The organism is Erwinia oleae (assembly GCF_000770305.1).
Taxonomy (GTDB): domain Bacteria; phylum Pseudomonadota; class Gammaproteobacteria; order Enterobacterales; family Enterobacteriaceae; genus Erwinia; species Erwinia oleae.
In genome coordinates, this window is sequence record NZ_JNVB01000051.1 from 18,688 (window position 1) to 39,739 (window position 21,052).

General features: G+C 54.4%; 19 protein-coding genes. 16 read left to right on the forward strand and 3 right to left on the reverse strand.

The genetic code is table 11. The annotated features are described in order from the left end of the window. Positions 1-75 precede the first annotated feature (75 nt). The 6 genes from GS12_RS15870 (at position 76) to GS12_RS15895 (ending at position 6,623) form a co-directional block, all read left to right on the forward strand. The gene (locus tag GS12_RS15870) at positions 76-1,350 is read left to right on the forward strand and encodes a D-tagatose-bisphosphate aldolase, class II, non-catalytic subunit (protein ID WP_034948705.1); all 1,275 of its coding nucleotides are present in this window, start codon (positions 76-78) and stop codon (positions 1,348-1,350) included. A 20-nt stretch (positions 1,351-1,370) separates the two neighbouring features. Then, positions 1,371-2,513, forward strand: a complete 1,143-nt coding sequence (locus GS12_RS15875) for an SIS domain-containing protein (protein WP_034948708.1) — start codon at positions 1,371-1,373, stop codon at positions 2,511-2,513. Between the two features lie 9 nt (positions 2,514-2,522). Beyond that, the gene (locus tag GS12_RS15880) at positions 2,523-3,395 is read left to right on the forward strand and encodes a tagatose bisphosphate family class II aldolase (RefSeq protein WP_034948711.1); all 873 of its coding nucleotides are present in this window, start codon (positions 2,523-2,525) and stop codon (positions 3,393-3,395) included. Next, positions 3,392-4,372 carry a BadF/BadG/BcrA/BcrD ATPase family protein gene (locus GS12_RS15885; protein WP_152601421.1) on the forward strand — a complete coding sequence of 327 codons (981 nt, stop codon included), beginning with the start codon at positions 3,392-3,394 and terminating at the stop codon, positions 4,370-4,372. The genes GS12_RS15880 and GS12_RS15885 overlap by 4 nt, the downstream gene beginning before the upstream one ends. Then, the gene (locus GS12_RS15890; RefSeq protein ID WP_034948713.1) at positions 4,359-5,267 is read left to right on the forward strand and encodes a DMT family transporter; all 909 of its coding nucleotides are present in this window, start codon (positions 4,359-4,361) and stop codon (positions 5,265-5,267) included. Before GS12_RS15885 ends, GS12_RS15890 begins: the two co-directional genes overlap by 14 nt. Before the next feature lie 87 nt (positions 5,268-5,354). Beyond that, positions 5,355-6,623: a glycoside hydrolase family 27 protein gene (locus GS12_RS15895; RefSeq protein ID WP_052118485.1), complete on the forward strand. Its 1,269-nt coding sequence runs from the start codon at positions 5,355-5,357 to the stop codon at positions 6,621-6,623. 36 nt (positions 6,624-6,659) lie between these two features. Here GS12_RS15895 and GS12_RS15900 read toward each other — a convergent pair whose 3' ends face one another. Continuing rightward, on the reverse strand, positions 6,660-7,676 hold the full coding sequence (locus tag GS12_RS15900) for a zinc-binding alcohol dehydrogenase family protein (RefSeq protein ID WP_034948715.1): 1,017 nt from the start codon (positions 7,674-7,676) through the stop codon (positions 6,660-6,662). 116 nt (positions 7,677-7,792) lie between these two features. Between GS12_RS15900 and GS12_RS15905 the strand changes: the two genes are divergently transcribed. Then, positions 7,793-8,710 (forward strand): LysR family transcriptional regulator, encoded by a 918-nt coding sequence (locus tag GS12_RS15905; RefSeq protein WP_034948718.1) that lies wholly within the window; start codon positions 7,793-7,795, stop codon positions 8,708-8,710. 17 nt (positions 8,711-8,727) lie between these two features. Here GS12_RS15905 and GS12_RS15910 read toward each other — a convergent pair whose 3' ends face one another. Continuing rightward, complete coding sequence (locus tag GS12_RS15910) at positions 8,728-8,976, reverse strand: helix-turn-helix domain-containing protein (protein WP_152601422.1); 249 nt, start codon at positions 8,974-8,976, stop codon at positions 8,728-8,730. A gap of 708 nt (positions 8,977-9,684) precedes the next feature. Here GS12_RS15910 and GS12_RS15915 point away from each other — a divergent pair. Further along, on the forward strand, positions 9,685-11,472 hold the full coding sequence (locus tag GS12_RS15915) for a putative bifunctional diguanylate cyclase/phosphodiesterase (protein ID WP_034948721.1): 1,788 nt from the start codon (positions 9,685-9,687) through the stop codon (positions 11,470-11,472). A gap of 351 nt (positions 11,473-11,823) precedes the next feature. Further along, the gene (gene fhuE / locus GS12_RS15920) at positions 11,824-14,037 is read left to right on the forward strand and encodes a ferric-rhodotorulic acid/ferric-coprogen receptor FhuE (RefSeq protein WP_084089737.1); all 2,214 of its coding nucleotides are present in this window, start codon (positions 11,824-11,826) and stop codon (positions 14,035-14,037) included. Between the two features lie 68 nt (positions 14,038-14,105). Here the strand turns inward: fhuE and GS12_RS15925 are convergent, their stop codons facing one another. After that, the gene (locus GS12_RS15925; protein WP_034948723.1) at positions 14,106-14,723 is read right to left on the reverse strand and encodes a TetR/AcrR family transcriptional regulator; all 618 of its coding nucleotides are present in this window, start codon (positions 14,721-14,723) and stop codon (positions 14,106-14,108) included. 226 nt (positions 14,724-14,949) lie between these two features. On the opposite strand from GS12_RS15925, the gene GS12_RS15930 reads away from it, so the two are divergent. The 7 genes from GS12_RS15930 to GS12_RS15960 all read left to right on the forward strand — a co-directional run. Beyond that, complete coding sequence (locus GS12_RS15930; protein ID WP_235421193.1) at positions 14,950-16,086, forward strand: MFS transporter; 1,137 nt, start codon at positions 14,950-14,952, stop codon at positions 16,084-16,086. A 44-nt stretch (positions 16,087-16,130) separates the two neighbouring features. Continuing rightward, complete coding sequence (locus GS12_RS15935) at positions 16,131-17,081, forward strand: alpha/beta fold hydrolase (RefSeq protein WP_034948728.1); 951 nt, start codon at positions 16,131-16,133, stop codon at positions 17,079-17,081. 32 nt (positions 17,082-17,113) lie between these two features. Next, the gene (locus GS12_RS15940; RefSeq protein ID WP_034948731.1) at positions 17,114-17,428 is read left to right on the forward strand and encodes an EthD family reductase; all 315 of its coding nucleotides are present in this window, start codon (positions 17,114-17,116) and stop codon (positions 17,426-17,428) included. Between the two features lie 18 nt (positions 17,429-17,446). Further along, the gene (locus tag GS12_RS15945) at positions 17,447-18,445 is read left to right on the forward strand and encodes an alpha/beta hydrolase (RefSeq protein ID WP_052118486.1); all 999 of its coding nucleotides are present in this window, start codon (positions 17,447-17,449) and stop codon (positions 18,443-18,445) included. A gap of 529 nt (positions 18,446-18,974) precedes the next feature. Continuing rightward, positions 18,975-19,955, forward strand: a complete 981-nt coding sequence (locus GS12_RS15950; RefSeq protein WP_034916915.1) for a 6-phosphofructokinase — start codon at positions 18,975-18,977, stop codon at positions 19,953-19,955. A 9-nt stretch (positions 19,956-19,964) separates the two neighbouring features. Beyond that, positions 19,965-20,255, forward strand: coding sequence for a PTS sugar transporter subunit IIB (locus GS12_RS15955; RefSeq protein ID WP_034916913.1), 291 nt, complete (start codon positions 19,965-19,967; stop codon positions 20,253-20,255). A gap of 14 nt (positions 20,256-20,269) precedes the next feature. Next, positions 20,270-21,052 (forward strand): PTS transporter subunit IIC (locus GS12_RS15960; protein WP_034948732.1); only part of this gene is annotated, 783 nt, incomplete at its 3' end.

A 21,052-nucleotide genomic window follows, 5' to 3' on the forward strand; every position in this document is an offset into this window, starting at 1 on the left:
CTTTTTGTTTCCTTTAACGTCGCTTTTGTTCAGTTTTACGGCGTAATGAAATAAAACGAAAGTTGAGAGGATGAAATGAACGCACTGACGGCGCTAATTGCCCGGCACAAACAGGGCGAGCACGTGGGCATAACGTCTGTCTGCTCGGCGCATCCCTGGGTACTTGAAGCGGCGATGCGCTTTGCCCGTAAAGAGAAGACGCTGCTACTGATTGAGGCCACCTCAAATCAGGTCGATCAGGATGGCGGCTACACCGGCATGACGCCGCAGGATTTTCATGACCGACTGCTGGCGCTGGCGGCAGAGGTGGATTTTGACCCGGCACAGCTGGTGCTTGGTGGCGATCACCTTGGCCCAAACCGCTGGCAGCACTTACCGGCAGACGAGGCGATGCGCCGTGCCGAGGTGCTGGTAGAGCGCTACGTTGCCGCCGGTTTTCAGAAGATCCATCTGGATTGCAGTATGTCCTGCGCGGACGATCCCACGCCGCTGCCTGATGAAACAGTGGCGGCGCGGGCGGCGAGGCTGGCGGCGGTCGGCGAACGGTGCAGTCAGGCGCGCTTCGGCCAGCGGCAGACTGTTTACGTCATCGGCACCGAGGTGCCGGTGCCGGGCGGCGCGCACGACGCGTTGGATACGCTGGCGGTAACCCGTGAATCGGCAGCCGAAAAAACGCTGCTGGCGCACCGGCAGGCATTTGAAGAGCAGGGCCTGGATGATATCTGGCCGCGCGTCATTGGCCTGGTGGTGCAGCCGGGCGTTGAGTTCTCCCACGACGACATCGCGGATTTCCAGCCTGAAAAGGCACAGATGCTCAGCCGCACTATCGAAAGCTACCCGCACATGGTTTTTGAAGCGCACTCAACCGACTACCAGCATCCACAGGCGTATCGCGCGCTGGTTCGCGGGCACTTCGCCATTTTGAAAGTCGGCCCGGCGCTGACCTTCGCTCTTCGCGAGGCGCTTTACGCGCTGGAAAATATTGAGCGCGAACTGCTGCCCGCGCTGTCGTGCAGCAACCTGCGCGGTTGCCTTGAGCAGGCGATGCTGAGCGATGCCGCCGCCTGGCGAAAATATTATCACGGCAGCGAAACGCAACAGCATTTTGCCCGCCATTTCAGCTACTCCGATCGGCTGCGCTACTACTGGCCTGATAAGCAGGTACAGGCGGCGGTCGACTGCCTGCTGGCTAACCTCAACGCGCAGCCGTTGCCGCTGCCGCTGCTGAGCCAGTACCTCCCGGATCAGTATCGCCGGGTCAGGGCCGGACAGCTCGCCGCCGACGCCCGCGCGCTGGCGCTGGATCACATTACCGACGTGCTGCGGGATTACGCCGCCGCCTGCCATTGATTGCTTTTGAGGAACGCATAATGACAATACACGCTGAACCCTGCTGGACCGGGCAGGAGATCCGCCAGCAACCGCAGATGTGGCAGGAGACGCTGCACAACCTGCGCGCGCAGCAAACGGAGACAGACAATTTTCTGCAACCGCTGCTCGCGCTGCCCGGCCTGCGGGTGATACTGACCGGCGCGGGCTCCTCCGCCTTTATCGGCGATACGCTGGCGCCGATTTTGTCACGCACGTTGCAGGTGCCGGTGATGTCCGTTTCCACCACCGATATCGTCAGCGATCCCGCTGGCTATCTGCCTGCGAATGGCCCGCTGCTGCTGGTTTCATTTGCCCGATCCGGCTCCAGCCCCGAAAGCATTGCGGCGCTTGAGCTGGCGGACAGCCGCAACGCCCACTGCCATCATCTGCTGATTACCTGCAATCCGCAGGGCGAGCTGTACCGCAGCTATCGCCCGCGTCCGCGCGTGCTGGCATTGCCGCTGCCGGAGAAAACCTGCGACCGCGGCTTCGCAATGACCAGCAGCATGAGCAGCATGATGCTGGCCTGCCTGCTGGCGTTTCATCGCATCGACGCGCAAGCCGTACAGGCGCTGTCGCAAAGTACCGCCTCGCTGCTGGAGACGCAGTCGGATTTCACCCGCTCGCCTTTACAACGCCGCGGCATAAAACAGGTTATCTGGCTGGGCAGCGGCGCGCTACAGGGCATCGCGCACGAAAGCGCGCTCAAGCTGCTGGAGCTGACCGCCGGACAGATAGCGGCTTTCCATGAGTCGCCGGTTGGCTTTCGTCACGGGCCGAAATCGCTGGTTAACGCCGCGACGCAGGTTATCGTGCTGATTTCCAACGATCCCTACACGCGCCGTTACGACCTCGATCTGCTGACCGAACTGCGGCGCGATCGCGTGGCCGCGCAGGTGGTAGCGCTGGCGGGCGCAAAAGCGGCAGAAATCGAGCAGGGCGAGCATCTCTATCTGCCTGAGGCAGAAACCTTCAGCGACAGTCAACTGGCGTTCGGCTTTCTGGTGATGGCGCAAACCTACGCGCTGGCGAGCGCCTTTGACTTCGGCATGACGCCCGACAATCCGTCGCCGGAAGGGCGGGTAAATCGCGTGGTGCAGGGCATCAATATCTATCCGTGGAACGACGGGCAACAGAACTGAGGAAAAATCATGGCGATTATTTCAACAAAATATCTGCTGGCGCGCGCGCGGAAAGAGGGGTGGGCGGTACCGGCATTTAACATTCATAACGCAGAGACCGTTCAGGCGGTAATGGAGGCGTGCCGCGAGCGCCGCTCTCCGGCCATTCTTGCCGGCACGCCAGGCACCTTCAAACACATTGCCTGTCAGGAGATGCTGGCGCTGGGCGATACATATGCCCACAGCTTCGGCGTGCCGGGGATCCTGCATCTCGATCATCATGAAGACTATGACGATATCGTGACAAAGGTGAATGCGGGCGTCAGGAGCGCAATGATCGACGGCAGTCATCTGCCGTTTGAGGAGAACGTTGCGCTGGTTCGTCGGGTGGTGGCGTATTGCCATCTGCACGATTGCAGCGTGGAGGCGGAGTTGGGCCAGCTCGGCGGCATCGAGGACGATAAAAATGTCGATGCGGCCCACGCCTTTCTGACCGATCCGCAGCAGGCGGTCGCGTTCGTTGAGCGCACCGGTATCGACAGCCTGGCGGTTGCCATCGGCACCGCGCACGGTCTCTATGCGCAGCGGCCCAATATTGACTTCGCCAGGCTGGAAGAGATCGGCCAGCGGGTGAGTATTCCGCTGGTGCTGCACGGCGGCAGCGGCGTGCCCGATGAGGACGTGATGCAGGCTATCCGGCTTGGCATCGCGAAGGTCAACGTGGGCACCGAGTTGAAAATCGCTTTTGCCGCTGCGGTGAAAACGTGGTTTGCCGCTCACCCGGACGGCAGCGATCCGCGCTACTACATGCGCGAAGGAATGGACGCGATGAAAAAAGTGATCCATGAAAAAATCACCCTGTGCGGTTCTGAAGATCGTCTGAACCCCGGAGGTGCACTGTGATTTTCCTGGGCGTGGATGGCGGCGGCACCAAAACGGCGTTTGTGCTGCTCAACAGCGAGGGCGAGGTGCTGGCGCGGCATGAGGCCGCCACCTGCTACTACCTGAGCGTCGGCATGGAGAGCGCGCGCAGCGTGATTGCGAACGGCATCAGTGAAATCTGTTATCGCGCGGGCATTACGCCCGCCGATATCACCTACAGCTTTCTCGGTTTGCCTGCCTACGGCGAGGTTTCAGCCGATACCACGACGCTGGACGCGCTGCCGCAGCCGGTGCTGGATGTCGCGCGCTATCGCTGCAACAACGACATGATCTGCGGCTGGGCGGCGAGCCTCGGCTGCAAGGACGGCATCAATGTGGTGTCTGGCACCGGTTCCATCGCCTACGGCGAGCGGTTGGGGCGCAGCGCCCGCTGTGGCGGCTGGGGAGAGCTGTTCAGCGACGAGGGCAGCGCCTACTGGATTGGCTGTCAGTCGCTGAATCTCTTTTCCCGCATGGCGGACGGCCGGCTGAAGAAAGATCTCTTTTACGATCTCATTCGTGAAAACTTTCCCTGTAATAACGATCTGGATATTTGCGATCTGGTCTTTAACCAGTGGAAAGGCGACCGGGGAAAAATTGCCTCGCTGGCGCCCATTGCCTGCGAAGCCGCCGTTGCGGGCGATAAGCACAGCCGCGAAATATTTTTTCATGCGGCAAAAGAGCTGGCGTTAATGGTCGATGCGCTGCGCGAATCACTGCAATTTACTCAGGATGAAAGAGTACGCGTTTCCTATTCCGGCGGCGTCTTTAAATGCGGTGACGTTATTCTTGAAGCCTTCGCCTATGAATTATCAAAACTCAACGGTAATTATCATATCAGCCTCCCTGAATATCATCCAGGGCTCGGGGCCGCTATTTATGCAGCAAAAATAAACGGTACGCCACTCTCTGCACAGGCGCTGAAAAAAATTTCATTCGGAGGTTATGATGGGCAATAAATCCTGGATTGTTTATACCTTCATGGTCGTTATTACGTGGGGCGTCTGGGGTGCATTCAGCGCCTGGCCGACCACGCATTACGGCTATCCCGACCAGTGGATCTATATTATCTGGTCATTAACCATGTTGATCCCCTGTTATTTCTCATTGCGCGGTCAGCGCTTCGACAGATCCTTTACGGCGGTGCTGTACGGGTGCCTGATTGGCTTCACCGGCGCGGGCGGTCAGCTGCTGTTATTTAAAACGCTGGCGATGGGCGCGCCTGCCTATCTGGTTTTCCCTATTATTTCGATCTCGCCGGCTATTACCGTGTTGATGTCGCTGGTGATGTTGAAAGAGCGGGTCAATAAACTGGGCGCTATCGGCGTGACGCTGGCGCTGCTCTCGATTGTGACATTCAGCATCAGTAGCAGCGACGGCGACAAGGGCACCGGGCTGCTGTGGCTGGTATATTCAGTGATCATCTGCGCTGCCTGGGGCGTGCAGGCCTTCTTTATGAAGCGCGCCTCCAATCTTGGCGTTAGCGACAGCTCCCTCTTCGGCTATATGACGCTGACCGGCATTTTGCTGGCGCCGGTCGCGTGGCTGATGCTGGCCGATAAGGGCGCCAGCTATCCGGCGATGGCGACGGTGGCAACCGCGCTGATCCAGGTACTGAACGCGGTGGGCGCGCTCTGCCTGGTGATGGCGCTTTCGCGCGGCAAAGCGACGATTATCGCACCCTGCACCAATGCATTAGCGCCGGTGTTAACCGCAGTGATTTCACTGATTGTCTATCAATCAATGCCCGGAACCTGGGCGCTGCTCGGTATTTTTCTGGCTATTTCCGGTTCGACGCTGATGGTCTATTCAGAAGAAAAACAAAATGCCGTGAAATTAACTGAACCTGTCTGACGCCTCTTTTTTAATTAATCGCTTCATTATTTCTGTGTCAACACAGGGGCCAGCTGCGCTTATTCACTCAACCGGAGCAAGTTTGTTATGAAATTACGTTATGCCATTTTCTCTGTCGTGCTAATCAGCGGTATGGCCTATGCAGAGCAGGAAAATAAAACGGCAACGGTCAACGAAAAAACGTCTGAATCCGGTGCGAAGCTGGCGGAAACACCGCCGATGGGCTGGTCGAGCTGGAACTATTACGGCGACAGAATAAATGAAAAGGTTATTATCGATACCATTGATAAGATGGTTTCAATGGGGTTGCGCGAGGCGGGCTATCGCTATGTCAATATCGACGATGGCTGGCAAAAATATAAGGGATCGCGCGCCGAATATCCGTTGACCTGGGATGAAAAGAAATTTCCTCGCGGCATAAAATATATTGCCGACTACGCGCACAGCAAAGGATTAAAGCTGGGCATTTACAGTGGGCCAGGCGATATGACCTGCGCAGGCTATACGGGTTCGGCAGGCCACGAGAAAGAGGATGCTGCGCAGTTTGCGTCCTGGGGCGTGGATCACCTTAAATATGATTCCTGTTGTAGCCATCAGCAGGCCGGTAAGGCGGTGCTGAAGAAGGTGTTTGGCGATATGTCCGCCGCGCTGGAAGCAACCGGTCGCCCGGTGGTGTACCACGCCTGCCACTGCGGCTGGCAGAATATCTGGCAGTGGGGCGCGTCGGTTGGCGCTAATCAGTGGCGTATCGGGCAGGATATCAGCGATGATTTTAACTATCCGGGAAACCGTGAAGGCTACTATTTCGACGTACTGGATATGATCGATCGCGGCGTCGGGCTGGAGAAGTACAGCGGTAAAGGCCACTGGAACGACTATGACATGCTGATCATTGGCCTGCACGGCCATTCGCAGGAACTGGTTGGCACCGGCGCGTCAGACACCGAATACCGTACTCACTTCAGCATGTGGTCGATACTCAGCTCGCCGCTGTTAATGGGCGCCTCGCTCGACAACCTGACCGCTGAGGACATAACCACGTTGACCAATAAGGAAATTATCGCGCTGAACCAGGATCCGCTCGGCCTTCAGGCGAAGCGTTACGTCAGCAATGGCGATCTGCAAATTTTCGCCAAACCGCTGGCAGACGGTTCGTGGGCGGTGGCGATGCTTAATCGCTCAGGGCAGACGGCTTCCATGACGCTGAATATCCATCAGGATCTCGATCTGCCCTGGAAAAAAACGCGGGTGCGCGACCTGTGGCAGCACAGCGACAAGGGAACCGTTGAAGACAGCTATACCACGGAGGTGCAGTCTCATGAGGCCAAAATGCTGGTGATCCGCAGCGGATGGTGATGTTGTAAGCCGCACCGATGGGCGCGGCTTATTGCGTTAAGCTTTTTTCACCAGCACCACTTTGCCGATCATATTTCCCGCTTCAACCAGACGGTGCGCTTCTTTCAACGCGGCCGCGTCCATGCCGTCAATGCGGGTGGTTAACGTGTGTTTTATATCGCCCGCATCAACCAGTTCGGCTACCCTGCGCAGCAGCGCATGCTGGCGTTCAATCGTGCGCGTGGTGTAGATCGGCCGGGTATACATCAGCTCCCAATGAATGGAGATGGATTTGGATTTGAACGGCCCGATATCAAGGTTGACCGGATCGTCAATCAGCGCGAATTGCCCTTCGGCACGCAGCACGTCTGCAATTTGCGTCACGTAGGTCGCGCTGTCGTTCAGACCAATCACGTGCGTTACCGCCTGAATACCCAGATCGGCAAGCTGCGGCGCCCACGGCTGATGATGATCGATGACGTGATGTGCGCCATGCGCCAGTACCCACTCGCGTGTTTCTGCACGTGACGCGGTGCCGATAATGGTCAATCCGGTAAGGCGGCGCGCAAGCTGGGTGAGGATCGATCCCACGCCGCCCGCCGCACCGGTTATCAGCAGCACATTGTGATCGGTGGGATCGGCGGCGTGCGCCTGAAGCCGGTCGAACAGCAGTTCCCAGGCGGTGATGGTGGTCAGCGGCAACGAGGCGGCTTCGGCAAAGTCCAGCGAGGTCGGCATCGGCCCGACGATCCGCTCATCAACCGCGTGCAGTTCCATATTACTGCCCGGCCGGGTGATATCGCCCGCGTACCATACCTTGTCGCCCGGCCTGAAACGGGTGGCGCGCGGGCCGACGGCGCGCACAATACCCGCCGCGTCCCAACCTGGAATGCGTGGCTGTCCGTCCGGGATAGTGCCACCGCGGCGCACCTTTGTATCGACCGGGTTGACCGACACGGCCATCACCTCGACCAGCAGGTCATAGTCGCGCAGTTCCGGCGTGGCGATCTCGACATCGACCAGCGCGTCAGCGTGATCGACCGGGTGGTTCTGATAAAATCCAACGGCTTTCATAACGGTTTTCCTGTCGTGAGTCCGGCGCGGCGCGCCTTGCATTTCTACATCATGACTTTTTTCAAAACAGGGAAAAACACGCTATAAAGAAGAACACTTTCCGCGATTTGAAGAAAATGATCCGACTTGATGATTTACAGATATTTGTTCAAACCGCCGATGCCGGTAGTTTTTCTGAAGCCGCGCGTCAGCTAAATATCTCGCCGGGCCGCGCCAGCAGCGCAATTCAGCGCCTTGAGGGCGCGCTTGGCGTATCGCTGTTGCTGCGCTCCACGCGCAGTATGCAGCTTTCTGAAAACGGCAAACAGTATCTGCCGCACGCGCGCGAAATGCTGGCAGCGTTAGCAAGAAGCCAGCAGGCGCTTGCGCTGGACCGCAGCATGCTCTCCGGGCGATTAACGCTGTCGGCACCGTCCGATTTTGGCCGAAATCTGTTGCAGCCCTGGCTCGACAGGTTTCAGCGTCAGCACCCGGAAGTGTCTCTGCATCTGAAGATCAGCGATCGCGCAGCCGATCTGCTTCGTCAGCCGCTGGACGTGGCGATCCGCTATGGCGAGCTGCCCGATTCCAGCCTGATCGCCATGCCGATCGCCGGTAAAAACCGCCGTACGCTGTGCGCGTCGCCCGCGTATCTGGCGCGCTGCGGCAGGCCCGGGGAGGTGAGCGAACTTTTGCAGCACAACTGTCTGCGTTTTATCTGGAGCGAGCAGGTGCACGAGCGCTGGCGCTTTACGCTACCCACAGGTGAACAAACGGTGAGCGTCGCGGGGAACCGCATCAGCGATGACGCAGACGTGGTCAGGCGTTGGGCCATCGCCGGGGAAGGCGTGGTCTATAAATCGCGGTTGGATGTGATTGAGGATATTGTTGCCGGCAGGCTGATCGAACTGTTCCCTGGCAACTGGTGCGAACCTTCGCCGCTTCATCTGGTGTGCGCGCACCGTTCAAAAATGACGCCGCTGGTAGTGAAGCTGCTGGAATTTTTGCGGGAGAGCTGCCGCGCGTTACAGGCGCGGCTGCCCGAAAGTGAGTAGAGGTGGGCGCGGTGCGGTCAGTTGCGCGGTTTCAGAACGTAGTGCGGGTGACGTCCGGCCAGCAGCAGCAGGTATTCATATTCCGTCTGGCGCAGCAGGCTGGCGTCCGCGCCCGTCGCTTCTTTGGTCTGCCAGCTGCGCAGGCTGAACCCAAACTGCTCGGCCGCTTTCTCCTGCGTAAGACCTGCCGCTATCCTTAGCTCCCTGACGTCGGCCGCGACAATGACGGGCCTTAATTTTGCTTTATTATTCAGAAAGCCTCCCACCGGTAGTTATGACACGACACGCGCGAATTTCTTCGCAACAATCGTGTGAGTATCAAAACAGCGTTTTACAGTAAAACATTTGTGTTAAGAAAAATTAACCATTGCGACCATTATGTCAAGAAATTGACAGTATTATTTTCAGCACCCGCAGCGATAGAATTCTCGTCGATATTTAAACGCTATTGTCGATAAAATATTATATTTTTCAGCAATTTGTCGTGAATTCTCAGAAGCGGTCGTAAACGTTCAGGAAAATATCTGGTTAACCTTTTCCCGTTAACGACAAAACCACACCTTTTCGACAACATTCTGCCTTACGAAAAATCACATGTTCCGGCGGAGGGTGTTACGCCAAACGCTCATTACAGTATAAGGTAAACTGGCAGATTAATATTTTGAATAATGCGGATTTTAATGCTGAAAGCAGGAGAATGTATTGGCTGATCGGCATAAACATTTATGTAATTGAAATTTTTGTTAAAGTGCGGCAGCGTTGTTTTACTGAAAATATATATTACTTATTCATTAGAGGCATAGCGATTTTCTGACGCCTTCCTTAACCGATTTGTGATGACAACAGGCAATAACAGGCCTATTATTATCCCGATAATTTATCGGAATATTCTCCTTCCCAAACGTTTTTTCTCTAACGGTTATTATAAATTTACTTTTTATTTCACCCCATCCTTATGTTTGGGGGAGGACAGCATGTTAATGAATCTTGGCGGTGATGAGTCCCGCCGTATAAAAGCTCTCCAGGCGCTTCTTGCTCCCGACGAAAGCCGGGACGAGGTGCTACGGAAATTCGTCCAGCTGGCGAGTCAGGCGCTGGGGATCCCGGGAAGCTTCATTTCTGTCCTTGATGATGAGCATCAGTTTGTTCGCGCGTCACGTAATTTTGATCTTAAAGAGTCGTCACGCGACGACTCCTTGTGCCGTCATGTGGTGGATAGCGACATTCCGGTCGTGGTGCCCGATACGCTTCACGATCCGCGTTTTTCTACCCATCCATTGATTATTGGCGAACCCTTTATTCGTTTTTATGCCGGCGTGCCGCTTAAAAATCGCGAACGTATCGTATTGGGCACGCTCTGCGTTACCGATACCCGCCCGCATACCTTCAGCACCGAACAGCTGGCCACGCTCAAACTGCTGGGCGAACTGGTGATGTCTTTTCTTGAAGCGTGGCACGCGGCGAGCTTTACCGATGTGGTCACCGGGCTGCCAAATCGTCAGCGGTTGATTCGCGATCTGCAATTTCTGGCGGCGGCTGGCGATACGACGTTGCGCAGGCTGGTGCTGATTGACTGTATCGACATGCCGCGCGCTTACGAGCTGGCCCGTTCAATGGGCATGCTGCCGGTAGAAAACTTACTGAAGGATATGGCGACGCTGCTGCCGCTGCGTCTGCGCCCCGGCGTAGATGACCGGATTTATACCGTAGCGACCGGCCGTTTTGCTATTCTGACCGGTGCAAAAAGCCGCCTCAGCGCCAGCTACGTTGCGACTGTATTACAGGGGATCAGCGCCGATCTGGAAGAGGGGATCTCCGTCGAACTGACGGCCTATACGGGCGAAACCGCCTTTATGCCAGGCAGTTTCTCCGCCCAGGAGATCCTACGACAGGGCGTCAGCGCGTTGCACGAGGCGATTGGACAGGGCGTTTCGGCGATGAGCTTTAATGAAAGCTTCGATGCCAGCCGCACGGAAGATTTTCTGCTGATGAACGATCTGGCCGTCGCGCTGGAGAAGAATGAAGGGCTCTATCTGGTTTATCAGCCGAAAGTCTGTTTGCAGACTGGCGTACCGCTGGGGCTGGAGGCGCTGATCCGCTGGAAGCATCCTACCAGAGGCGAGCTCTCGCCCGCGATGTTTATCCCCCTGGCTTCGCAGACAAACCTGGTGTCTGCATTAACCGAATGGGTGATCAACAGCGTCATTGCCCAACAGAAAGCGTGGCGCAGTACCACCATTCGGCTGCCGGTCTCTGTTAACGTCAGCGAAATGGATTTTGCCCGCGAAGGTTATGCTGACTATCTGGAAGACAAAATGATCAAGGCCGGCTTGCCCACCGCCTTGCTGGGCATTGAGTGCATGGAGACGGAGAGTATTCTTGAAAGCCCGGCGGCACTGAAGGGGCTGGAGATGCTTAAGCAGCGCGGTTTTGCGCTGTCGCTGGATGATTTCGGTATTGGCTATAGCAACATCAGCTACCTGCGCAGGATGCCGCTGGATGTGATTAAGCTGGATAAGTCGTTAATCAGCGAACTTTCTTCCGATACCGCCTCGCGCATTATTGCAAGAAGCATCATTAAGATGCTGAAAGATCTGGATTATACCGTACTGGCCGAGGGCGTGGAGAATGCTGAAATTGTTTCAACGCTGCGGCAATACGGCTGCGATCAGGCTCAGGGCTTCTTCTACTCTAAGCCGCTGCCGGTAGAGGAACTTCAGAGCTGGCTCTCCTGGAAACTACGCGATCGGCTCTACGGATAATACCTTCACGCGGCTTCGGCCGCGTCAATCCTCACGCTCTTCCCCGCTCAATCCCCTGTTTTTTAACCGCTTTTTTTATTTCTTATTATCGATCGCTCAGCCTGTTGCGCCTGGGTGCAACTTAACACTCTTCCTGACAGTGACAATCACCTTTATTCACGTTTTCCGCGTGTTTATCAAAATCCTGAAAAGTTCCTTAATAAATTTTTACACGAGTAATAAAAAGGATTATATTTCGCATTCTCATTTGCGTTCGCGTGCGAAGCAGGTTTGAGCCCGTCATCATCGACCTTTTTTATGCGTCGCTCAGATGAATTTCACCTTATTAATTAGCGTGTTTCGGAGGTAGTTTTGTTTACAACTCCACGATTTAACCGGGAAAAGCGCGCTGGCAACGCCGCATCATCTTATATCGCCACTCCCTGTTCACTTACCGCCGTACTGGTCGCCGTGGCGCTTCAGTCGACGTTTGCACAGGCGGCTGAAACAAATAAAGAACAAACGCTAACGGTAAACGCTGATGCGTCAGCAGCGAGCGCTGGCGAGACGGCTGCCACAGATTACAGCGTGCCGGTTACCCGTGCCGGTACCAAAATGGATCTGCTTGCCCGCGACATTCCGCAGTCCGTCAGCATCATCAGCAAGCAGCGCATGGAAGATCAGCAGCTTCAGTCGGTCGGCCAGGTGCTGAACAACACCACTGCCATCATGGAAAACGTGGCTGATATGGATCGTCGTACCTACTATTCACGCGGCTTCCTGATCGACAACTATATGGTCGATGGCATTCCTACCGTCTTTGAACCGCGCTGGAATCTGGGCGATGCACAGTCCGACAGCGCGCTCTACGAGCGTATCGAAGTGGTTCGCGGCGCAACCGGCCTGATGACCGGGCCCGGCAACCCTTCAGCCGCAGTCAATATGGTGCGTAAGCATGCCGACAGCCGTGAATTCACCGGCAACGTTTCCGCGACCTGGGGAAGCTGGAACAAGCAGCGCTACGTGGCCGATCTCTCCACGCCGCTGAATCAGGAAGGCACGGTGCGCGGTCGCCTGGTGGCAGGCTGGCAGGATAACAACAGCTTTATCGAGCGATACGGCGCGGACAAAAAATTTATTTATGGCGTGGTTGATGCTGACTTAACCGACAGCACCACGCTGTCGGTGGGCTATGAATTTCAGCAGACCAATACCGACAGCACGATGTGGGGCGGTGCGCCGCGCTGGTACATTGATGGCAGCCAGACCGATTTCCGCCGTGGTTTCAATACATCGCCGGACTGGGCCTATAACAATAAAGAGAGCAAAAAAACCTTTGTTACGCTCAAGCAGAATTTTGCTGATAACTGGCAGTTAACGCTGAACGGTAGCCATAACGAAACGCTGCTCGACAGTAAACAGATGTATATCGACGGCTTCTTCGATAAAAACACCGGCCAGGGCGTATCGGGCTATGCGGGATATCCCGTGGTGGGCGGAACGGGCTACAACACCGGCAAGCGCAAGGTGGATGCGGTTGACGCCTACGTCAACGGACAGTATGAGCTGCTGGGTCGCCAGCACGAGTTGATGCTGGGTGCAAACTACACCAAACAGCAAAATACCTATCACGGCACCTTTGAAAATATCTCTTCCGAGATGCTCGGCAACTTTAATGATTTTGACGGTCAATTCCGTGAAACGGACTGGGGCCAGCGCAGCACCTCTCAGGATGATACGATTCGTCAGAAATCTGCCTATCTGGCTACCCGTATTTCGCTGGCCGATCCGCTGCATCTGATCCTCGGCGCGCGCTACACCCGCTGGAACGCGCACACCCTGACGGAAGACGTTGAGAAGAACAACATCACGCCCTACGGCGGTCTGATTTATGACATTGATGATAACTGGTCGGCCTACGCCAGCTATACCTCGGTGTTCCAGCCGCAAACTTATCGTGATATCAACGGCAGCTATCTGGCACCCGCCGTCGGTAAAAACTACGAAGCGGGTCTGAAGTCCGACTGGTATAACAGCCGCCTGACCACCTCGCTATCCGTATTCCGCATCGAGCTTGATAACGTGGCGCAGAGCACCGGACGCATCATTCCGGGCACGACGGATACCGCCTATGAAGGTAAGGACGGCACGGTAAGCCGTGGTATCGAATTCGAAGTTAACGGCGCACTGACCGATAACTGGCAGATGACCGTGGGCGGCACGCGCTATATTGCCGAAGACGGCGACGGCGAGGCCTACAATCCGACTCTCCCGCGCACGCAGCTTAAGTTGTTTACCAGCTATCGCCTGCCCATGCTGCAACAGCTTACGCTGGGCGGCGGCGTGAACTGGCAGACGCACGTTTGGGATAACGTCAGCGCACCGGAAGGTAACGGCACCTGGCGGGCGGAGCAGGGCAGCTATGCGCTGGTTAACCTGTTCGGTCGCTATCAGCTTACTAAAAAGTTAACGTTACAGGGAAACATCAACAACCTGCTGGATAAAGAGTACGACACCAACCTCGGTAGCGGCATTGTTTATGGCGAACCGCGCAATGTTTCGGTCACCGCCAGCTATAAGTTCTGATTGACCAGAATGGCTCCGCTTCGGAGCCATTTTTGGCTGGTCTGGCAGCCTGTAGCGCGTCAACGATCTTATTGATCTGCCTTGCATAGATCCCAGGCAGACATTACCAACGTTACAGAATTATTCATATCAGCCAGAGCAATACCATCGCGTGCCAGCGTGGACAAACCCAGTAAGAACGCATCAAAGGTGGTTGTCAGCGCATGGACATCCGTGCTTTCGCAGAGTTCACCGCTGTCAATCCCGCGCCGGATATTGTGGGTAATACCTGCACGCGTATGCTCACGTGATTTCGCCAGCGGTTCGGTGACGGATGCATGTTCTGCCGAAGTCGCACTCATCACGCCTAAGCCAACCATGCAACCCTTCGGATGATCGTTCTCACACTGCATGCTGGCTGAAAGCCGTAACGTCGTTTCAATAGCGCTTCGCGGTGGCAGGGTGTTATCCCATAACGGCTCCGTCACCCGCCCGTAGGTTGACAGATAACGCTGAACGCACTCCCGGAAAAGCGCCTCTTTTGAACCAAAGGCAGCGTAAAAGCTGGGGGCGGAAATACCGTTATTGATACCCGCTTTCAGCAGGCTCAGCGATGTTGATTCGTAACCCTTTTCCCAGAAAAGATACATCGCCTCGTTAATGGCTTTATCGCGATCAAACGTTCTTGGGCGTCCCATTGTCGCCATGGCTCACTCCAGTCAAAAAAGCAGGTATGAGAGTATTATACCAAACGATATATAAATCGTTGACAAAAAGTTTGCGCGGCACTAATGTACCAATCGGTACATAATAGCCTGAGCAGAATTTATGAATACGCAAAATACTCTCCCTCTTCACCAGAAAGCTGAGGTTTCGGCCCCCCGTCCTTCAACAGAAGCGCCGCTTCCCATCGGCGCGCTGTTGGCGCTGGCGATGACGGGCTTCATCTGCATCATCACTGAGACGCTGCCTGCCGGGCTTTTGCCGCAAATGGCATCGAGCCTGAAAGTATCGCACGCCTTAACAGGACAACTGGTAACCGCCTATGCGATGGGATCGCTTCTCGCGGCCATCCCGCTAACCATTGCCACGCAGGGATGGCGCCGCAGGAACGTGCTGTTATTCACCATCGTGGGTTTTCTTCTCTTCAATTCGATCACCGCATTCTCCGCAAACTACGGATTAACCTTAACTGCGCGATTCTTTGCGGGCGTGGCCGCAGGCCTGGCATGGAGCCTGCTGGCAGGCTATGCGCGTCGCATGGTAGCGGTGAGTCAACAGGGAAAAGCCATGGCGATAGCGATGGTGGGCACGCCGGTCGCTTTATCGCTGGGCGTACCGCTTGGTACCTGGTTGGGGGCAGTCATCGGCTGGCGCAGCGCGTTCGCCGGGATCTCCGCCCTGACGTTGATGCTGATTATCTGGGTGCTTGCCAAAGTGCCTGATTACCCCGGTCAGGCCAGCCATGAACGCCTGCCTCTTTACAGGGTTTTTCGCACGCCGGGCGTCAGGCCGGTACTGAGCGTGGTGATCGCCTGGATGCTGGCTCACAACATTCTTTATACCTTCATTGCGCCCTTCGTCGCACAGGCCGGGCTGGGCGCCCATGTGGATGTGGTGCTGCTGGTGTTTGGGCTGGCAGCGCTTATTGCCATCGGCATCACCGGGCGCGTGATTGACCGCCACCTGCGTATCAGCGTGCTGGCGAGCCTGGCCACCTTTGCCGCTGTCTCTTTGCTGTTCGTCCGGGTGTCACAGATCCCGGCAGTGATTTACACGGGCGTGGCGATTTGGGGATTAACCTTCGGCGGTGCGGCGACATTGCTTCAGACGGCGCTGGCGGATACCGCAGGTGAGGGCGCTGATATTGCCCTGTCGATGAATGTCGTGGCATGGAACAGCGCGATTGCTGGCGGAGGCATCGTTGGCGGCCTTTTGCTGGATAACTGGGGAGCACAGGCGTTTTCGCCCGTGTTGTTCATTCTTCTGATGACTGCCTTTCTTATCGCATGGCTGTCGCGCAAACGGGGCTTCAGGCCAGGGTTGCGGCAGGTTGATATCAAAAAGTAATCATGCTGTTGGTTGCGTTTCCCTTCTCTTTTACAGGAAAAATTATGTTTAAACGTGTAGCGCTCTCTCTGTCTACTCTGTTTGCATTGCTGGTGGTATCACCCTCTTTCGCCAGCAATGAGTTCCCTGTCCCGGCAGGCTTTACCAGCGAGTACAAAGACATTGACGGCGTGCGTCTCCATTACGTTAAGGGAGGCCAGGGGCCGCTGGTCTATCTGGTACATGGCTTCGGTCAGTCCTGGTATGAGTGGCATCGTCTGATGCCTGAACTGGCTAAAAGCCACACTGTCGTCGCCCCCGATCTGCCGGGACTCGGCGAATCGGACGTGCCGCCTTCTTACCGGGCCACCGATGTCGCCTCGCTGCTATACAAGCTCGCGTTGCAGTTCAACGGTAACCGGCCCTTTGATTTGGTATCCCATGATATCGGGAACTGGAATACCTATCCTTTTGTTGTAAAGCATGAAAATAACCTGCGCCGTGTTGTTTTCATGGAGGCGCCGATACCGGATGAAAGCCTCTATTCTTTTCCGGCCTTTACCTCTGAAGGCGAGTCGCTGGTATGGCATTTCAGCTTTTTCACCGCCAGAAACGACCTTGCGGAAACGCTGATTGCAGGGAAGGAACGCCTGTTTTTTGAACACTTCATTAAAGAGCACGCGACCAATAAAGCGGTATTCACCCCGCAGTTGCTTGATCTGTATGCCCGCTCCTATGCCAAACCGCACAGCCTTCACGCCGCTTTTGAGTATTACCGCGTTCTTAATCAGGGCGTTGAGGATAACAAAGCGTTGTCACGGACCAAAATTTCGTTGCCGGTGCTGGCGATTGGCGGAGGCGGCCACGGCGGAATGGGAACGTATCAAATCGAACAGATCGGTCACTTTGCAACCAACGTGACAGGTAAAGTTCTTACAGGGTGCGGCCACTGGCTACCGGAAGAGTGCCCCGGGCAGCTTAACAACGCGGTGATGTCATTCCTCAATGCGCAATAAGTTGCGCTGGCCGACATGGCAGGAGAAAAAAGATGAATATGAATGCACCGGTAACCATCTATGTCACCTACCAGGGTGATTCTCAGAACCGTTTTGACAGGGAATATTACGTAAATGGACATCTTCCGCTGGTGATGAAAGCGTGGCGTCAGTACGGGCTTCTCAGTGCAGCCGCATTTTTTCCGGCAGCGGAGCAGGCCGCAACCATCGCCCTCTGTGAATGCATCTTCCGGGATGAGAAAGCAGCGGAAACAGCTTTTGCCTCTCCGGAATCGACTGAAGTTATGGCAGACGTTTCACGATTTACCGATATCTCGCCCGTACGGGCTCGCGCCCTTCAGGGTTGACGTTCACAAAGGAAAAAAATGCAAAAACATCAACATTACGCGCCCTGGACTGAAGCAGTGACACGCACGATTCGGCGCGGGCATTTCTGGATCCCCGGCGAACGAATTGCACAGAACGGCCTGACGTATCAACGCGGCCCGATGTATGTGGAATGGGAAGCGCCAGAGGTAGTGAGCATGCCGTATCCCGTTGTGCTGATGCATGGCGGCGGGTTTCAGGGTACGGAGTGGTTTGACACGCCGGATGGCAGGCCTGGCTGGGCACAGCGGTTTGTAGAGAAGGGGTATGCGGTGTTGGTCATCGACCGACCCGGACACGGCCGCTCGCCCTTCCACGTAGAGACGCTTGGCGAAATGGGGCCGCCATTTTCGTATGAGGGCGGACAGCATATCTATTTTCCGCAGAGCGATGAACGTCATACCCAATGGCCTTTTTCCCCGGACGATCCTGACGCCATGGACGAATTTATTGCCGGCTATGGCCCGTTACCCAAAGATCTGGCGCTTTCACAGACCCTGGATGCAGATCGCGTGGCGGTTCTACTGGATCGCATTGGGCCTGCCATTCTTGTGACGCATTCTGCATCGGGCCCGGACGGCTGGCTGATAGCGGATCGTCGGCCAGAACAGGTAAAGGCCATTGTCGCTATCGAGCCGATGGGGCCACCCTTTGCGGAAATCCCCAATATTGGGTTAATGGCGTGGGGCATAACGGCAGCGCCGATGCGCTTCGATCCGCCGGCTGTCAGCGCCGAGGCCGTGCGTGATGCGCAGCCGGGCAGCTTAAGATTACCGTCTTTAACCGGTTTGCCGATTCTGATTGTTACCGCAGAAGCGTCGGCGTTTGCAGCTGCCAGCCCGCCGACTGCGTCTTTTCTGAACGCGGCAGGGGCATCGGCAGAGCTACTGCATCTGGCGGATCGGGGTGTGTATGGCAACGGACATGGATTGATCTACGAAAAGAACTCTGATGAGGCGCTGCTGCCGGTTCTGCAATGGCTGCAAAATAGTGTTTGAAAACCGGGCCGCACGGTTTGGCACGGCAGGGAAGAGACGTCAGGCAGCGGTTGTTTAAACGCTTTCTACTCTGTTTCTCAACCCGTTTCTGCGGCAGGGTCACAAACATGGCTTCAGCGTTTTCGAAGGCGATAGCGCCTGACAGGCTTATCTTTCATCTTAAATATCCCCACCATAAATAAGGCTTAAAAGATCACCCGCCTGACGTTGATATAACGCTCATGAGGGTGCCGCAATTATTGTGAAAGCAGTCACAAAATCGTTATCGGTTAATTCGCTCTGTTAACAAGAAAACCACAAAATTAGCCTGCTACCTGAAAATTCAATTAAAACAAAATTTTAAGTAAAAAAAGCATCCGTCGCCTGAAAAAAATAAGTGATACGCATCACAAAAATAAGCCCATAAAAGTCCTGTCAAGAGAGGCGGCAAAGTTAATTCGTTGCGTTTTTGTGATGCGGTTCAAAAAAATTAATCCTGCCATCATTACTCTAAATTCCACATTCACGAATAATTTAGCTGAGGTCGTCGATGAAAATTGGACTGGTAATAAGCGGAGGCGACGTCAGCGGCATGAATAATTTTCTGTTCCAGATTAACAGGATGATTGAATCGGACATTATCGTTTTTGATGGCGGCATTAACGGTTTGATTGATAACCGAGCGAAAGAGATCTCGCGACGCGATCTGGTCGACTATTCAATCTCGTCAGTGCCTTTACTCTCTTCAGGCAGAAAAGAAGACAAATGTAAAAAGTCGGATTATGACAGGATCATAAAAAATATCCGGCAAAAGAAAATTGATTGCCTGATTATGGGCGGCGGCGATGGTTCATTTCAGTTTTTAAAAACGCTCAGCAGCTATGGTGTGAATTGTTATGGCGTAGGCATGACCATCGATAATGATATCACCGGGAACGATTATACCATCGGGTTTTCAACCGCTTGTGAACAGGTAATAGGCGAAGTCGGGAAATTACGAAATACCGGACGGGGCCTGCCGGGCCGCGTATTTATGATTGAACTGCTTGGCGGCTACTGCGGTGAACTGACATTACAGGCTGCGTTAAAAAGCAATGCCGATATTGCGCTTATTCCGGAATCGCCCTGGGATATTGATGCGTTGGCAAAAAAAATTACTGACAAAATTGAAGTGCAAAACAGCGTTATTATTTTATGTTCTGAAGGTTACACCAAAGAATATACGCCGGGCTTCCAGGGTGCGATTGATACCATGATTGGAAAACTGGAACATAAAATCGGTATCAGGATCAGAAAAACTATCCTGGGTTACGGACTAAGAAATGGCACACCCACCGGAGAGGAGATTATTCAGGGCGCGATACTGGCTGAAGAAGTGGTCAGGTGTATTCACAGCGGACTGACCAATAAAATAATTGTCATTAACAACAATAATAAAGCAATACCACTCGATCTTGAAAACTCTGACAAACGTTTAGTTGATGAAGATAGTAACCTCTACAAACTGGCTAAATTAAACAACCTTATCTGAGGTAATAATATGCTTAAAGTACTCTGCGTATGTGGCTGCGGCCTCGGCTCAAGCTTTGCTATTGAAATGAGCGCAAAATCCGTTTTGCAAAATTTAGGAATTGATGCCGACATCGATCACACCACGGTATCGGAAGCGTCATCCTACAAATATGACATTATTCTTACGCAAAAGATGTTTGCAGATATTTTGACATCTGATGCCACTGAGGAAAATAAGAGAAAGGTAATTATTCTAAATAAGTTAACTGATAAAAAAGAAATTGAAGAAAAAATCCTCGCTTATATGAATTCAAACTGATAATGAGGTGTTAAGTGGACGCTATTATTCATTTTATTGTTAAGGATTTTTTAGGCCAGGCATCCATATTAATTGCTTTAATCGCAATGCTTGGGTTGATCCTGCAAAAAAAATCGATTGGGAAAACAGTAGAAGGGACGTTTAAGACCCTGCTGGGTTTCCTGATCATGATGGCAGGTATCAATATCATTGTTGCCGCATTGACCTTCCTCAATGATATTTTTACCCACGGTTTTGGTATGCAGGGATACATTACCGATGTCGCGGCCATTGCCGGTGTGGCTAACCGGGAGCTGGGTTCAGAAGTTGCGCTCACTCTGTTAGTCATTTTTGCGGTCAACATTATCATCGCGCGCATCACGCCATTCAAATACATCTTCCTGACCGGTCAGGCGCTGCTGTGGATGGCAACGATCGGCACCGTTATAGGTTATAAAGCGGGCCTGACCGGCGCCACGCTGATCCTGACCGGCGGTATTTTTGGCGGTGTCATGGCCGTACTGATGCCCGCTATCGCCCAGCCGGTTGTGCGTAAAATTACCGGTTCGGACGATGTCGCGCTGGGCCATTTCTGCACCATTGGCTATCTGGTTCAGGCCGCCGTCGCGCGCGTGATTGGCAAAAACTCGCGCTCAACCGAAGATTTAGAGTTGCCCGATAACTTTAAATTTTTACAGGATACCTATCTGTCGATGGCGGTAATTATGGTGCCGATGTATATCATCCCCGCCATATTTGCCGGCCCTGAATATATTGGTCAGTTCTCTGGCGAAACGAACTACATCATGTATTCATTT

Coding starts and splice junctions, on each gene's coding strand:
- GS12_RS15880 (WP_034948711.1), top strand. CDS start 2,523: ATGGCGATTATTTCAACAAAATATCTGCTGGCGCGCGCGCGGAAAGAG.
- GS12_RS15915 (WP_034948721.1), top strand. CDS start 9,685: ATGTTAATGAATCTTGGCGGTGATGAGTCCCGCCGTATAAAAGCTCTC.
- GS12_RS15930 (WP_235421193.1), top strand. CDS start 14,950: ATGACGGGCTTCATCTGCATCATCACTGAGACGCTGCCTGCCGGGCTT.
- GS12_RS15940 (WP_034948731.1), top strand. CDS start 17,114: ATGAATATGAATGCACCGGTAACCATCTATGTCACCTACCAGGGTGAT.
- GS12_RS15875 (WP_034948708.1), top strand. CDS start 1,371: ATGACAATACACGCTGAACCCTGCTGGACCGGGCAGGAGATCCGCCAG.
- GS12_RS15870 (WP_034948705.1), top strand. CDS start 76: ATGAACGCACTGACGGCGCTAATTGCCCGGCACAAACAGGGCGAGCAC.
- GS12_RS15950 (WP_034916915.1), top strand. CDS start 18,975: ATGAAAATTGGACTGGTAATAAGCGGAGGCGACGTCAGCGGCATGAAT.
- GS12_RS15925 (WP_034948723.1), bottom strand. CDS start 14,723: ATGGCGACAATGGGACGCCCAAGAACGTTTGATCGCGATAAAGCCATT.
- GS12_RS15935 (WP_034948728.1), top strand. CDS start 16,131: ATGTTTAAACGTGTAGCGCTCTCTCTGTCTACTCTGTTTGCATTGCTG.
- GS12_RS15945 (WP_052118486.1), top strand. CDS start 17,447: ATGCAAAAACATCAACATTACGCGCCCTGGACTGAAGCAGTGACACGC.
- GS12_RS15900 (WP_034948715.1), bottom strand. CDS start 7,676: ATGAAAGCCGTTGGATTTTATCAGAACCACCCGGTCGATCACGCTGAC.
- GS12_RS15895 (WP_052118485.1), top strand. CDS start 5,355: ATGAAATTACGTTATGCCATTTTCTCTGTCGTGCTAATCAGCGGTATG.
- GS12_RS15905 (WP_034948718.1), top strand. CDS start 7,793: ATGATCCGACTTGATGATTTACAGATATTTGTTCAAACCGCCGATGCC.
- GS12_RS15955 (WP_034916913.1), top strand. CDS start 19,965: ATGCTTAAAGTACTCTGCGTATGTGGCTGCGGCCTCGGCTCAAGCTTT.
- GS12_RS15890 (WP_034948713.1), top strand. CDS start 4,359: ATGATGGGCAATAAATCCTGGATTGTTTATACCTTCATGGTCGTTATT.